This window comes from Bacillus sp. SD075 (assembly GCF_017355165.1).
Taxonomy (GTDB): domain Bacteria; phylum Bacillota; class Bacilli; order Bacillales; family DSM-1321; genus Peribacillus.
The window spans coordinates 33,133-49,090 of the sequence record NZ_JADILK010000015.1 but is presented as its reverse complement, the minus strand read 5'-3'; the positions used below and the strand labels follow the sequence as shown (position 1 = coordinate 49,090).

The 15,958-nt window shown below is 36.2% G+C and carries 11 protein-coding genes; 7 read left to right on the top strand and 4 right to left on the bottom strand.

Annotation, left to right across the window (positions count from 1 at the left end; translation table 11 throughout):
* The first annotated feature begins 184 nt into the window (after positions 1–184).
* The 6 genes from IOC57_RS12785 (at position 185) to IOC57_RS12760 (ending at position 7,597) form a co-directional block, all read left to right on the top strand.
* A complete protein-coding gene (locus IOC57_RS12785) occupies positions 185–2,071 on the top strand; it encodes a sigma-54-dependent Fis family transcriptional regulator (RefSeq protein ID WP_207439087.1) in 1,887 nt (628 codons plus the stop codon).
* Between the two features lie 73 nt (positions 2,072–2,144).
* Complete coding sequence (locus tag IOC57_RS12780) at positions 2,145–3,122, top strand: NAD(P)H-dependent flavin oxidoreductase (protein ID WP_207439086.1); 978 nt, start codon at positions 2,145–2,147, stop codon at positions 3,120–3,122.
* 1,066 nt (positions 3,123–4,188) lie between these two features.
* Positions 4,189–4,884: a response regulator transcription factor gene (locus IOC57_RS12775; RefSeq protein WP_207439085.1), complete on the top strand. Its 696-nt coding sequence runs from the start codon at positions 4,189–4,191 to the stop codon at positions 4,882–4,884.
* Positions 4,885–4,887: 3 nt separating this feature from the next.
* Entirely contained in the window at positions 4,888–5,820 is a 933-nt protein-coding gene (locus tag IOC57_RS12770) for a sensor histidine kinase (protein WP_207439084.1), read from the top strand.
* A 177-nt stretch (positions 5,821–5,997) separates the two neighbouring features.
* Positions 5,998–6,921: an ABC transporter ATP-binding protein gene (locus IOC57_RS12765; RefSeq protein WP_207439083.1), complete on the top strand. Its 924-nt coding sequence runs from the start codon at positions 5,998–6,000 to the stop codon at positions 6,919–6,921.
* A complete protein-coding gene (locus tag IOC57_RS12760) occupies positions 6,914–7,597 on the top strand; it encodes an ABC transporter permease (protein WP_207439082.1) in 684 nt (227 codons plus the stop codon). The genes IOC57_RS12765 and IOC57_RS12760 overlap by 8 nt, the downstream gene beginning before the upstream one ends.
* A gap of 616 nt (positions 7,598–8,213) precedes the next feature.
* On the opposite strand, the gene IOC57_RS26315 is transcribed toward IOC57_RS12760, so the two are convergent.
* The 3 genes from IOC57_RS26315 to IOC57_RS12745 all read right to left on the bottom strand — a co-directional run bounded on the left by IOC57_RS26315 (position 8,214) and on the right by IOC57_RS12745 (position 12,699).
* Positions 8,214–9,773 carry a restriction endonuclease gene (locus IOC57_RS26315; RefSeq protein ID WP_309487703.1) on the bottom strand — a complete coding sequence of 520 codons (1,560 nt, stop codon included), beginning with the start codon at positions 9,771–9,773 and terminating at the stop codon, positions 8,214–8,216.
* A gap of 558 nt (positions 9,774–10,331) precedes the next feature.
* The gene (locus IOC57_RS12750; RefSeq protein ID WP_207439081.1) at positions 10,332–11,306 is read right to left on the bottom strand and encodes a bile acid:sodium symporter family protein; all 975 of its coding nucleotides are present in this window, start codon (positions 11,304–11,306) and stop codon (positions 10,332–10,334) included.
* 4 nt (positions 11,307–11,310) lie between these two features.
* Positions 11,311–12,699 (bottom strand): FAD-binding oxidoreductase, encoded by a 1,389-nt coding sequence (locus IOC57_RS12745; RefSeq protein ID WP_207439080.1) that lies wholly within the window; start codon positions 12,697–12,699, stop codon positions 11,311–11,313.
* A 530-nt stretch (positions 12,700–13,229) separates the two neighbouring features.
* On the opposite strand from IOC57_RS12745, the gene IOC57_RS12740 reads away from it, so the two are divergent.
* Complete coding sequence (locus tag IOC57_RS12740; RefSeq protein WP_207439079.1) at positions 13,230–13,976, top strand: FadR/GntR family transcriptional regulator; 747 nt, start codon at positions 13,230–13,232, stop codon at positions 13,974–13,976.
* 1,006 nt (positions 13,977–14,982) lie between these two features.
* Here the strand turns inward: IOC57_RS12740 and IOC57_RS12735 are convergent.
* Complete coding sequence (locus tag IOC57_RS12735; protein ID WP_207439078.1) at positions 14,983–15,795, bottom strand: methyltransferase domain-containing protein; 813 nt, start codon at positions 15,793–15,795, stop codon at positions 14,983–14,985.
* Positions 15,796–15,958: the final 163 nt, after the last annotated feature.

The following is a 15,958-nucleotide window of genomic DNA, read 5'->3' as shown; positions in this document are numbered from 1 at the left end:
AGCATCATGTGAATAATCACATGATGCTTTTTCTCTAAACTCCATCTATATATTGTAAGCGGATACATAATCTACTATAATTAAATGGACCTCGATTAACATCCTATTTTATACTCCATGGTATTTTCCCTCTAGATTGACTGGTCAAATGAAGATTTAAACCAAATGATTAGAGGAGGATTATATGCTATCCACTAGTTATCATCAACGCATATGGGAACGCTTTGTCAGTGAAGGGGTTCTCGATTCGAGTCGTCTGAACAAGCGAATAATGGAATCATGGCATCGCTGCAAAAAAGATCAAGTCAACCCATATCTTAATAAAGGGAAACACATTTTGACGAATGAATTATTGGACATTCAAAGAGAAAAAAACTCCTTCCTATTAGAAGTGGCATCACCCCAATTATCTAGGATGAATCAATCAATAAAAGAATCTGGAATGATGGCTTTATTGGTCGATCCGGATGGATATGTCCTTTCACTTTCCGGAAACGAGAAAATCCTCGATGAGGCAGGCAAAATAAATTTTGTGGAAGGCGTATGCTGGACGGAGGGTGAGGTCGGAACGAACGCAATTGGAACTGCCTTAAAGACGGGTGAAGCCGTAATGATCCAGGGTACCGAGCACTATTCAATTGCCTCACACAAATGGAGTTGCTCTGCCATGCCCATTTTAAATGAAGATGGTAAGATATTGGGGGTTTTGGATATATCATGTCCAGTAGAATATTTCCATCCCTCCATGCTGGGTATGGTAGCCAATTTGGCGTATACGATCGAACAGGAAATGGGAGTGCGTTCCTATAAAAAGGAGCTGGCACTGACCCAGCACTCGATAGAACTTGCAGAGACCTATCCAGATATACCTTTTATCGTCTGTAATCATAAAGAAATGATAATCTCCGCCAGTAAACAGGTTCGCAAAAAAATTCCTCAATCCATTGGTATGGCATTGACCGATCTATTAAATCATGGATATCAAATCGTTAAAGAAAATCCGCTTTTATCCAAAGAAGATAATAGGATTTTCGGTAAGTGTTTATTCTTATCAGAAAATCTTGGTCATAAGACCAATCGGCTTTTTCCTGCATCAATGCCTTCAGAAAAGTTTGCTTTCAAAGGGGAAAGCGGGATTAGTGAAACCTTTCAAAATACATTACATAAAGTGAAGCTTGTTGCACCGACAGAAGCAAATGTATATATATCTGGTGAAACTGGGGTCGGGAAAGAGCTTATTGCCAAGGCTATTCATGAAAATGGCTTTCGTAAAAAGGGACCGTTCGTCACGATAAATTGCGGAGCTATACCTAAGGATTTAATGGAGAGTGAATTATTCGGGTATGTCGATGGTGCTTTTACAGGCGCTAAACGGCAAGGGCACAAAGGGAAGTTCGAGCAGGCAAATGGAGGGACCATTTTTCTCGATGAAATCGGTGAAGTCCCTTCAGCGATGCAAGTTGCCTTACTGCGTGTACTTCAGGATAGAAAAATCGTTCCAATCGGTGGCACAAAAAACATTTCATTGGATATTCGCATTATCACTGCCACACATCGGAATCTTGAAGAGCTTGTCAACGAAGGGTCCTTTCGTAAAGATTTATACTATCGGTTGAACGTTTACCCCATTCATGTACCTCCCTTAAGGGAACGGATTGAAGACATTCCTTATCTAATCAACTACTTGTGTTCGAACAATAATTGGACTATTCCATTAACGGAAGAATTATTGAATCGTTTAAAGGATTACAATTGGCCAGGCAATATTAGAGAACTGCAAAATGTACTTCAGCGATTGACCATCTTACTTGCAGAAGGACCTCTGGATCATGTTAAAGTGTTGAATTCCATGAATTCGCAGCCCGTTACCCGGTATGATGATTTCCCTTCATGTGATGAATCTGGTAAAAAAGGCTTCAGGGAAAATGAACTGACGATCCGTGAAAAAATTCAACGGGATCTAATGATAGAGGCATTACAAAAATCAAGAGGAAATGTAACTGTTGCAGCAAAGTTGATGGATATACCAAGAAGTACATTTTACAAGCGGCTCCGTAAGTATGGTATATAGAGACTTGGCGTGTGTACATTATGTAAGAAAAGTAGATTTATAGAAATCCATAAAATTGAAAGGGGTATGGCAAATGAAAACGAGAATTACTGAATTATTGGGGATTGAATATCCGATTATTTGCGGAGGGATGTTTCAAGTTGGCCGAGCCCCGCTCGCAGCCGCTGTTTCAGAAGCGGGGGGACTAGGCATCATCACTTCGAAAACACAGGTGACACCAGAAGGTCTCCGTGATGAAATACGCAAAGTGAAAACTTTGACCAAAAAGCCCTTTGCTGTCAACCTGAACCTGTTTCCTAGTCAAACGGCAACCCCTAATGATGAATTCATTGATATTTTAATTGACGAAGATGTAAAAATTGTTGAAACGAGTGGCCGAAGCCCAGAGAGTTTAATGCCCAAACTTAAAGAGCACGGCTTTACCGTGATACATAAAGTAGCAAACGTCAAAAACGCAGCGTCGGCAGAGAAATTAGGAGTCGATGCCATTATTATTGTAGGGAATGAAACAGGCGGACATCCTGGTATGGGAGATGTAGGTACGCTTGTCATGCTCCCACGAGTCGTTGACTTTGTTACTATACCAGTAATAGCAGGCGGGGGATTTTCGGATGGCAGAGGCCTTATAAGTGCCTTGTCACTCGGTGCTGAAGGCATAGTCATGGGGACTCGCTTCATGGCAACGCAAGAAGCGCCGATTCATGATAAGGTGAAGCAGTGGATGGTATCGGCCAATGAAATGGATACGGTTGTCATCCAACGGAGTATTGGTAGTCCGTCGCGTGTAGCATTAAATGCCGTCAGTAAAGAAGTGGGTAAACTTGAAAGGGAAGGTGCCGCTATAGAGGAATTGATTCCGCTAATAACGGGACAAAGAAGCAAGAAAGTATACTTTGAAGGAAATTTAGACGGAGGCATTTGGTCATGCGGTCAATCCGTAGGACTGATAAAAGAAATATTGACGGTCAATGAACTAATAAATCAAATCGTCCAAGAAGCAAAAACCTCGTTCGAATTCATCCAAAGCCGCATCGAATCCATTCGAACATAATTAACCTATCTTACAAAAGGAACATGAGATCAAGTATGATTTCGTGTTCCCTTATTTATCCATTAGATATAATGTTCCATAATAGTATAGGCTTTTACAAAAATGTTTCTATTAAAGTCGGGAGTGTTACTGTTCCTTGTTTACCCACTTTCGGTAACTTCTTAATAAAGGAAAAAGAAATAAAGGAACAGGTGATCAAAATTCCGCAATTAATGTTTACATAACATTATTATTCCGCTTATTCAGACCATACCAAAGAACTTAAAATAATTCTAATGACTTCTGGAATTTCCCTTTATGCTGCTTGGATTCCGGCAACTTTTTACATCTTTTTTTATAAAATGTAATAATCGACTTATACGAGTTACATATAAATGAATTGCACACATGAAACCGGAGAACTGATTGCTGAAAGTAGTAACCCTTGGCAGCTTACTAGTGAATCACTGCATATTGTTGCACGAAGCATTTCCTTAAAAATTTAAACACAAGGGGACTGATTTTAATCATTTATTAAAGGGTAATCATACTATAGGCGGCTATAAGTTAAATGGAGAAGGCTTATAGGAGATTATTTGACTGAATAGGCATCATCATTTTCAGGAGAACTTTCAAGATAAAAAAACTTTGAATTGCCATATTGCCATCTGTATAAATTATATTTATATAATTTTTAATAAATGTTAACCCGTGATTTTTCTCATTTGGTCACTTATTTTATATATTAAAATAATAAAAATGATAAATCATGTCAGTTAAGCAGGATTAATTTAGGTGACTACAGAATTATTAGATAATGATTCTTTGAATAGGTCTTCATGAAAGGATAAGCAAAATGTAGAAATGTATCATAGCGGCATTTTTGTTTGGAGTATTATTGATATAACGCACCCCTAATTAAAATGACCAAAAACGAAAAATATGAACAATTAGCATATCAATTAAAATTCAAAAAAATTAAGGGAACTGACTTTACTGTGAAATTGTTTTTTAATATTTATAGTCCGTAATGTAATATAGAAATAAGGGTTCATATACAATTCAACACTTAAAAGGATGTGGAAATATGCAGAAGAGCATTCTGCTAATTGAGGATGATGTAGAAATTAGTCAATTAATAGGAAGTGCCCTTTTACAGGAGAATTATACAGTACATACCGCATTTGATGGGGAAGAGGCACTAGCTCTCTTTCATGATAAAGAACCTGACTTACTCCTACTTGACTTAATGATTCCTAAATTGACTGGTATGGATTTATTGAAAAAAATAAGAGAAATGAGCATGGTTCCTATATTAATTATTTCTGCAAAAGGAAGTGATCTCGATAAAGCGCTTGGGCTTGGATTTGGCGCCGATGATTATATAAGCAAGCCATTTTCGATGATTGAATTAACAGCTAGAGTTCATGCAGCTATTCGCAGGGCAACGCAATATCATCCATCCGAAAGCAACTCCACCCAAAATACTCTCCAACATGAAGAGCTCACCCTTGATTTAAATTCATTTACTGTAAATGTTAGAGGAAGAACGGTTCAACTGACATCAAAGGAGTTTCACATATTAAAGTTGTTTATGACCAATCAAAGCAGAGTATTTACAAAGGAACAAATCTATCACTTTATTTGGGAAGATGATTATTACGGGAATGAAAATGTCATTAACGTACATATAAGAAGACTACGTGAAAAAATTGAAACTGATCCATCCAACCCACAATATATTAGAACGATATGGGGGATTGGTTATAAATTAGGTGAGTAGCTTATGGTAATCATTCTTTGTGCAATGGTTTTTTTAGTAATCATGAATGTCCTCCAGTATTTGTCCCGAAGAAAACTTAAGCAAAACCTTTATGAAATAAGTGGAAAATTAAACGATATCATCACACATGAAACATCTGAAAAAGTATTAATTCAGACCGATAAGCAAGCCCTGCAGCAATTACTCATTCAAATTAACAGGCTATTGGATTTCAATCAAAAGGTAATTGCGGATTATGTAAAAACAAAAGATAGCTTAAGAAAATTAATATCCAATATGTCCCATGATTTAAAAACGCCACTTACGGTTATTTTAGGTTATGTAGAGAAATTGAAACTGAATGATGCGATGACTGAAGAGGAAAAGAAAATATTAATGACAAGGCTGCATGAAAAAGTATTGAACTTAACTGGTTTACTCAATCAGTTTTTTGATCTGGTAAAAATAGAATCAGATGATTACGTGATTCCTTTAAGTAAACTATCACTCAATGAAGTTTGCAGAAAAAATGTTTTGGAGTTTTATGACATACTGCTCGCGAAAGGACTTCAAGTAGAAGTTGATATCCCTGATCAGCATCTTTACATCTTAGGTAATGAGGACGCCTTAAACCGTATATTTAATAACCTTATTTCAAATTCAATTCGATATGGCAGTGATGGAGGGGTTTTCGGATTAACACTTCGAGAGGATGATGGAGCTGTTACTGTAGAGATTTGGGATAGGGGTAAAGGTATTGCAGAAATCCATCAAGATCGGGTGTTTGACCGGTTGTATACATTAGATGATGCCAGGAATCCAAAATTTCAAGGGAGTGGGTTGGGTCTAAGTATCTCAAAACGTTTAACAGAAGAGATGAGAGGTACCATCCATTTAAACAGCAAACCTTATGAAAAAACGAGCTTTACTTGTATTTTTAAACAAATTACATATTAATACTTCTTTAAGAGATGTTCTAACGGAACAGCTCTTTTTTAGCTTCGAGATTGATGTGAGCTTTTACTCCTTACGCCAGTTTTTCTAAAACTTAAGGAACATGTAAGGATTGAGAAAGAAAAAAGGTACTTTCTCTGCTTAAGATGGAAGTAGATAGCAATAAGGGAGGCAAAAATGATGGATTATGTTGTAAGAACAAATAACTTAACAAAAAAGGTCAAAGGAAAAGGGCTCGTATCTAATGTGAATCTTCATATAAAAAAGGGTGAAATTTATGGTTTCCTTGGTCAAAATGGTGCAGGGAAAACGACAATCATGAAAATGCTAACAGGAATAATAAGCCCAACCACTGGAGAGATTGAATTGTTTGGTCAGAAGCTAACAAATGACGAGAAGTCTGGTTTGAAACGGGTCGGAAGTATCATTGAGTATCCAATCTTTTTCGAACATTTAACTGCGATGGAAAATCTTCAGCTTCATTGTGAATACTTAGGCTTTTATGATAAAAAGGCAATTATACAAGCGTTGGAGATGGTTCATCTATCTGGGATTGAAGATAAAATCGTGAGCGATTTTTCGCTTGGGATGAAGCAGCGGCTGGGGATTGTAAGAGCAATTATTACGAAACCTGAACTGATTATATTAGATGAACCTACAAATGGCCTTGATCCAATTGGTATAAAAGATATAAGAGATCTAATCCTAATGTTGAATAGGGAATATGGGATTACTTTCCTTCTATCAAGTCACATCTTAGGGGAAATTGAACAAGTAGCTGACAGAATTGGTGTCATTAAGGATGGAAAGCTCGTGAACGAGGTGACTTTAGCAGATATTAGTAAGCAACGAACAGACTATATTGAAATTGTTACAAAAGATGTGGAGAAATCAATCTATTTACTTGAGTATGAACTTCAAATTTCTAATATGAAAATTGTGCATGACAATAGGATTCGTATATATGATCTCACTTTGCCGCAAAGTGTAATATCCAAAAAACTAATTTTGCATGATGTAGATATCGAGGAAATACAAAAGCATACAAGTACTTTAGAAGATTATTTTTATCAGCAAATTCATGGAGGTGGAAAAATTGGTTAAATTAATGGAGTTGGAGTGGAGAAAGTTAAAGCAAAAAATGATCCTTAGTGAGCTGATTATATATTGGGGGATTTTGATGTTCTTGCCCCTGTTTTTTATTAAAATGGTCAGTTCGGAATTTGGTCAAAGTTATTCAACCATCATCCAGCTTATGATTTCAATGCAACTGGGATTTGTCCTTTTCGGAGCTTCTCTTATAAATCAGGTTGTAATCGATGAATATAAAAATAAAACAATATCGCTTTCATTCGGATATCCGATAAGTCGGAAAAAATTGGTTATGGCAAAAGCTCTTTTTATTTCACTTTTTATTTTCCTTTGTACTTTAGTATCCTTTTTGTTGGCTGGTGTGACAACTTATTTACTTGATCAGGTATTTCATATCATTAACGGGCAACCAACTGTTGAAGATATTACAACATATTTTAGTAAGATGATTGTTCATTCATTCATTGTTACGCTTATTAGTTTAATACCACTCTTTTTCTTTGGAATTTGGAAAAGGGCAACGATACCATTGGTAATTTGTGCAATATTTCTAATGCAATTTCAAAATTTCTCTTACTTACTGAATATCAATCTTAATCCTGATATTGTAAATGCAGTGCTATGTTCATTAGGAGTAATTAGTGTTTATCTCTCGATTAAAATGGTGGACAGAGTGGGGGACATTTAGTATGGCAATTCGTTAAAACCGAATGAGAGTCCGGTATTATTCAGAATCATACATTGCTGGAAACATCTATTATTTAGGAGATTAGATGAAGAAATAGAATAAAGGAAGATTTTCTAAGCTTCTTGAAGGATTGGGGTTTTTGTTGAAAGTGGATTTTTAATCACACAAAGTAAGTATTGAAAAAATGCAAAACAAATCAACTTAAATACAAGAAAATCTGTGTGCCGATGTTTAATCCAACTAATTGAACAAACATTTTCACTAAATAAATGTAAACTGTATTTAGATGAAAAGATTATAGATAAAAATAATTGCCATGATTAAATATAAAAATTCGCATTCTGTCTCACTAAGTTAAGTATTCTTAAGATATGAGACGGAATTACCTTTTTAAATATCACTTCCTATAATATATATTATGTAAACTAGAAACAAACATAATGTGACACACAGAAGCAAAAAAAAAACGATTCCATTCAAGTATCGAATGAGAATCGTTTTTTTTTAGTTTGGTTTACGTACTAGTTAGAAAAACGTGAGTTTTTCAGCAGCCTCCTTTAATCAGCGGGCTGTTTTTTGTAAAAAATGGATAAGTGGCATTGACTTCTAAATAGTTTTATCGTTTTATTTCTATTCTTACCTCCAGTCCTTCTTCATTAAATAAATGAACAAGATTAGATCCATCAATTAATGTTATAGGTTTATCTTTTACAAATTCATAACTATCTTTTCCATAATGACTTGTTGTTACCAGAATCCCTTTTACTGCTCCTTCATTTATCATGGTTCCATACAAATCTCTAACAGCAGAAACAGAAACGACTTTGTTATATCGTTTGGCTTGGATTACGAACTTGCCACCTCTTATTGGATCAGGATCAAATGCAATGGCATCCACACCACCATCACGACTAGCTTGGGTGACTTTTACTTCTCCACCATGTTTGGCAAATATTTTTTCAAAAAGTCCTCTTACTAAATGTTCAAAATCATCCCAAGCCATGTCCGCAAGATTAGGAATGGAGTTAGCTTCAGCTAATATGTCTTTTGACTCTACAAACCTTGAATCTTCCCGATTAATTTTCAATATAGGTTTGACAGGTGCAAGATTTTTTAGCGCTCCAGATGATAGCCCTTTTAGATTCCTAAAACACTCCTTTGGATTGACCCTTTCTAAGTTAATGGTTTCAAACTCTTCTTTAGTAGTCTGCATACTTAAAATACACGAATTAAAATCTTGACCAGTAGCCAGATCAATACCATGTACCCACCCGTTAAAAACTACCGTTTGTACCTTTTCATTATAGACAGATTCAAACAATTCATGAATAGTCCTAAGTGTTAATTGATAAATTATATCTTCATAAAATTCCTCAAAATCTTTTTTCTTCATTTCTTTAGATACGATTTCTTTTCTTGTTTGAATAAACTTATAATCGATTACGTTGGGTATAGTTGATGGATGTGGGAGAACATAATCAATTATACCTATCTCTGACTCAGGGTTATATTGGACATTGAATTCTTTTGTTATAGCATCTGGATAACTAGAGTTTTCTAATACCAATCTTATATAATCATTTACTGCTTGACTGTCCCCTTGCTCAAATTTTTGTTTGAATTCCATAATTGTTTTGTTGTATTCTTCTTTTGCTACATCGAATTTTTCTTTTTCATTATTATAAATGACAAGTGCATCATCATACTCACTATCAGCTTTTTGAACGGCTTCCTCATATTGAATCTTTGCTTGGTCCTCTAATTTAAGTCTTTTCATTTTCATTTTAGAAAATATTTTTTCCCAGAACGTTGGCATAGGAACTTTTAAACTTAACTTAAATTCTTGAATATCATACTTCTTTTTAGTCACATCAAATGATCTAAAGTTTTCGTTATCATATAATTTGTCCCAATCAACCTTATCATCTACTTGTAAGGTATAATTTAATATATATTTATAACTATTTATCTCCTTTAAAGCATTTTCGGTATCGTATTCAGCCTGTTGTTTCATGTCCTGTATTAATTCTTTGTGTCGTTCTCTTTGTTCTCTCTTATTCCAGATTTCCAATTGATTTTGGGACTTCATAGTAACTTCTGCTGGGGTTTGACCCTTTATTATCTTAGAAAGACCTAAATATGAATTATTTATTGTTGTCTCATAGTTATATGCCACATTTATCCTCCATTAAAATCGTATAGAAATATTCAATTATAGGCTGATTATACGATATTTTTCCACATTATTACATAATAATTCGAAATCAGGTAAAATATATAAGCTGTTGCCATCCAATCAGCTACCTATACCTATTCATAAATACTCTTACTTCTAACTTATGCACACTTCGCCCATCATAACTTAATATATAAAGCTTTCCCTATAATTCTATTTCTGTATGAAATTACCTTTCCTATATTTGACAAAGATGATGCAATAACTCTTCAAATATTACTCCTTGAACATCTTTACTAGTTACGCATTCGATTTAAAGCTCTACGGCGAGTTTTTAACTGCTAACACCCATCATTGGACTTAGACGAACTCACATCGTCCAGTGTGCGTCGTTTTGTGCAAGGTCTGGTCATCAAATCTAGTATTAAGCTAAGAACGCTACAACGCCGCATTTCGTGTTTAAAATCATTTAGTAAATTTACTTATTGATGGGAGTTAATAGACAGCAAAAAAAATCCCTGCTGGAATCTTGGGATTTTTTTCAATTAATTAATATAATTAAAACTTGGTCTCCACCGGAGTGACTGGCGTTTCCTCTATACTGTCGCCAGCAGACTTTTTTGACCAGTAAGTGGCAAGAATTGGTCCGGATATGTTGTGCCATGCAGCTGCAAGGACACTTGGAAGTGCTGCCAGAGGGCCGAAATGTGCAGTGGCAAGCGCTACGCCTAACCCTGAGTTCTGCATGCCTACTTCAATCGAAATCGCCCTTCTATTCACTTCATCAAGTCCAAGTACTTTTGCTGCTAAGTAACCAAACAGAAGCCCAAATCCGTTGTGAAGCATCACGGCAGTGAAAATAAGGAACCCGGATGTAGCAATGCTAGCTGCATTGCCTGAGACTACTGCGCTTACAATAGTAATGATAGCTGCTACCGAGATAAGCGGTAATACGGTTAAGCTTTTTTCAACTATTACAGGGAAAAAGCGCTTAATGGCCAAACCTAAAACGATTGGAAGAAGGATGACTTGTATAATGGACTTAAACATATCAAAAAAATCAACCGGCATCCATTGTCCTGCCAGCAAAAGCAGAAGCAGTGGTGTCATGATTGGAGCCAGTAAGGTGGATACTGAAGTCATAGCTATCGACAAAGGTACATTACCTTTTGCCAGATAAACCATAACGTTAGAGGCTGTTCCACCTGGCACACAGCCGAGCAAAACTAGTCCAGCAGCCAATTCTGCTGGCAAATTCATAAGATTCGCAATAAGAAATGCCACAGATGGCATGATGATAAACTGGGCGCAAACTCCAATTATCACAGGCAGCGGTTTAGTAATGATGATTTTAAAATCAACTGCTTTTAAAGTAAGCCCCATTCCAAACATGACAACACCAAGCAATAATGTAATATATCCCCCCAATCCCAAAAATGGCTCTGGAAAAATGAAGGCAATGACGGATATTAAGATAACCCAAACAGCAAAATATTTTCCGGCTAATGCACTGAATGCTTCTAATACTTTCATTTCATCACACTCTTTCCTGCATTAATATTTTACTAGGATTTAATAAATTATCTGGATCAAGGGCTACTTTAATTTTTTCCATCACAAACAGTGAGTCCCCATGTTCTTTTTTCTGATATTTTTGTTTACCGACCCCAACTCCATGTTCTCCAGTGCATGTTCCTTTACGCTCAAGGGCATATAGGACAATTTGTTCATTTAGCTGTTCTGCTTTTCTAACCTCTTCTTGATTTTTATTATCAATCATTAAGAGCACGTGATAGTTCCCATCGCCTACATGGCCGACGATACCACCGGTAAGGCCCAGGAAATCAACAGCTTCCCTTGCATTATGAATGGCACCAGACAGCTCTGATATCGGAAGGCAGACATCAGTCACCATCAGTTTTTTTCCAGGATAGCCTTGAATATAAGCATAGGCAAGATTATGGCGAGCTTCCCATAGGCGGTTCCTGGCAGCGTTATCTGTCTCAAATTCAATATCAAGACAATTATGTTCTGCTACTATTTCTTTTGTGAACTCTACATCTTGTTTCAATCCTGCGTCATTACCATGAAACTCCAAAAATAGTGTAGGCGCTTCGTTATAGCTTGTATCACTATAAAGGTTAACCTGCTTCATTGATGGTTCATCGACAAGTTCCACCCTTGCAATTGGGACACCTGACTGCAAAATGGATACGACAGCTTCTACCGCATGGTTCAATGCCGGAAATGATGCTCTTGCCGCCATAACGTGCTCAGGTATTCCGTAAACTCTCAACGTCAATTCCGTAAAACAGCCAAGCGTTCCCTCAGAACCAACAAAAAGACCGTTTAGATGGTAACCAGATGACGATTTAGCTGCCAAATTGCCAGTATGTATTATGGAGCCATCTGCAAGAACCACTTCAAGATCACGGACTTGGTCACGCATCACACCATATTTAACGGATGTCGTTCCACTAGCATTTGTTGCCGCCATTCCGCCCAGAGTAGCATCGGCCCCCGGATCCACAGAAAAAAACAAACCGTATTTTTTCAGTTCTTTGTTCAGTTGCGATCGAGTTACGCCAGGCTGAACCTTTACGAGGAAATCATTTTCACGCACTTCCAGGATTTTATTCATTAATGAAAAATCAATAGTTATACCATGTTGGTATGGTATAACATGTCCCTCGAGGCTGGACCCCAATCCAAAAGGGACCATCGGAATTTTATACTTATTTGCCAATTTCACAATTTCACTAACTTGCTGCGTTGTTTCTGGAAATACAACAATATCGGGAAGGCTTACAGTATGATACGACTCATCTCTGCCATGCAATTCTCTTACTGTCTGGTTTTCTGTTACTTGATTTTCCGAAAGAACTTCCTTTAAAGCGTTGACCCAATTTACACTAGCCGCTTCCATTCATTTCCCCTTCTTTCTGCCATATCTGTTTTTGTCATCATATTAAAAAGCTTTGGTCACACCATAACCAGAATTAGCTTCTTCTTCAATTCTTCAACTGTAATATTGATCGACGTTTTTCCCCTCCTTAATAGCTTAAAGATGATATCGCTTCCATTATATTTCAAAATTGGTCTAACCAATTTTAATTATACTAAATTTTTAGACTTTTTCAACAATTACCCATTTATTACTTCTCTCTATAAGTAAATGCTGAATTTTTAAGTGATTACAGTTGATTTTCCAACCTTATAACGTTAAACCAAATCGCCTTCAATTGAGTAAATGCGATTGACTGAAAGGAAACAATTAAATATGTTCATTATTGGTCTAACCAATATGAATGTCTGATTTTTTTAACAATTATTTTATTTTGATTATAATATTGCGATTATCCCCTTGCTTCATAAGTGAATGCTTGTTAGAATGATTCCACTAATAGTCGTACCAACATGTTTTTAGGGTTGTTATGGAAGGATGTGAAGGATGTAATGGATTCTATACCAGTTAAATCTCCCAAAGTGTACGAAATCATCTTCAATCAAATTAAGGAATCTTTTATTAGCGGTGAATTGAAACCTGGAGATAAATTACCCCCTGAGCGGGAGTTGTCGAATCGTTTTAAAGTGAGTCGAACATCAATCAGAGAAGCCCTTCGAGTATTGGAGATTACCGGAGTCATTGAGGTCAGACCTGGTGATGGGACATTTATCAGACAATCTGATGTTCAGTCACTGATCGAACAGCTGTCCACTTCAATCATCAAGGCTGAGGACAACATGGTCTATGAAATGCTTGAAGTCCGTCGAGTAATTGAAACCGAGTGTGCTTTTCTTGCTGCACAGAGAGCGAACTCACTAGATTTACAAAATATCCTTAAATCCCTAGAAGAAATGGCACGTTCGGAACATGATGAAGAATTAGGATTGCAAGCAGATCTGCTATTTCATTATAGTATCGCACAATCCACCAACAATTCCATATTTGCTGGATTGGTCCATACCCTTAGTGATCAAATGAAAGATACCATTCGTGCCACCAGACGGCATCGTTTCGCAAAACCAGGTCATTTTCAAGAAACACTTCAAGAACATAAAGAAATCTACTATTCTATCGCATTAAAGGAAGCGGACAAAGCCAAGCAACTAATGGATGCCCATATCATTCGTATTAGAGAACAGATGGCTACGGCTACACTTGAAAGCATTGGAGATGATAGCAAAATTGATGCTTATTAAATAATTCCGCTTGCGATATAACTAACGGAACTTGGAGGTATACCTCTTAAATTATTGTCTAATTGCTTTTTTATCGGAGACCAATTAAAATTCGCTATGTTAAAGAAATACGCGCCTCAAACTGCGGCCTTTTTTCAGTATTCAAACGGGGAAAGGCCGTTAAATCTTTCAGGGTATTCTTGCCGTCTTGCCAGAAAAGAACTTCTTTCCCCTCTTCGGGTGAACGACTCTGCCCCACTGCTAAATAAAAGGACGTACTTCCAACAAATACTATATATCCAATTCAATTCATCACTATCTCCATTGACCCGGAATCATTGAACTAAGGCCCCTTCAGATTCCATGTCAGCTCGTTCACCCTTATCTTTGACTAATGTTTCGCATTTTCCAACTCCTTTTGCCCGCCAAGTAAATGTATTTTTGGTACACAAAAGATTCTCGCCGTAATTTTAGAGTAACTTTAGTCAGCCCCCCATAGGCAAAATTAATTCAGGTGGTTTTTTATGACATTTCTAGCTATCTTGTTCTTTTAATTATCTATACGTTATGTGTCTTAAACGACACATAACACTTTTTACCTTCTTCAACAAGCTTCAACATGGACGATTGATCACATTCTTGAACGAAAGTAGCAACAGTTATCTTTTATGATTTTTTGATTCCCCATTGTTTTTGATACTTCTCAACATGGACCATAGCTAGTGAAATTTCTGTATTTCTAAAAAAATGTCTTGAAAATCTCTTGGTTTTGCCCACACTCATTACAGGAATATTCGATTTCTAATGCATCTTCACTTACTGTATGAACGGTCTCTTTTTTACAAGTTTCACAAAATCTCTTTTCGGATATTTCTTTCATATATCATTCACCCTCCATTTTATCATCATTGTTTTGTAGCCTTGTTTATATAATTTGCGATTATCCAATAGAAAAAATACCTTTTTCCTGAAGGTCCTTAAAAAGACGGTAAAGAATTCAGAGAAAAAGGTATTGCAATATTTAATTTCACAATGGTTTCCAATACATCAAAGCTGCATGAAACGGATATTCATATTCGAAAACTCCTTGTTTTTCCACCACATATTTATTGAGGATTGTTTTTATTTCATCATAGGAAAAATGTTCATCGAGAATTTTTGTTGTATTATCGCGAATCATTTCTTCATAGTTGGAATAGATTTTTTTGCTTTTCAATTTTACGATTTTACAGTCCGCCAGTATTCCAAGTTGATACAAAACATTCAAGATGTGTATGTAATCCCGCTTTCTCAAATTGATTGTATATCCCCGTTGCTTCAATTCCATATAATGCGGTTTTTCTGGTCCGGTTGTCATACCGACTATCACTAATCGGGTTGCAGACTCATTCATTTTTAATAGGGTTTGACCAATTTCTGTCATACGGTAATAACAATTAAAACCAAATACTACATCGAATTTATCTCTTTTGGTCCCACTTTCCCACTTATCATGTATTAACTCCATATTTTCGAAACCTTTTTCGTTCGACTGGGAATCCAAAAAACTGATAATGCTTTTGGAACTATCAATACAAGTTAGCTTTCTGACTTCCTTTGCGATATCAAATGTATAATTACCCCATCCAGGCCCGATTTCCAATACATGATCCTCAGGTTTTAATAATGGCAGTAATTCTTGCTGCACAAGTTTTGCATAAGGGTCCACTTTATGTTGTTTTTTCCCTGCAACCCTGGAAGACCAAAAAGCTTCTTCTGCTGCATCATCTTTTAGTCTGTTAGGTATTTTTCCTGTATGATCCACCATTGCCTGTTTCCAAAGTTCAATATAATCAGTCATCTTTTCTCCCCTGAATTCGAATTTATCTATTTTAACCGTAGTTTAATGTGGCGCATTATCGTTTGAATTCAAATTGAATATGTTAGCCAAACAGCCAAATGTTTCCTCTTTTCATATTAGCATACTCCAGCTAAAACTTTTGTTTTACATATACAAAAAAGGA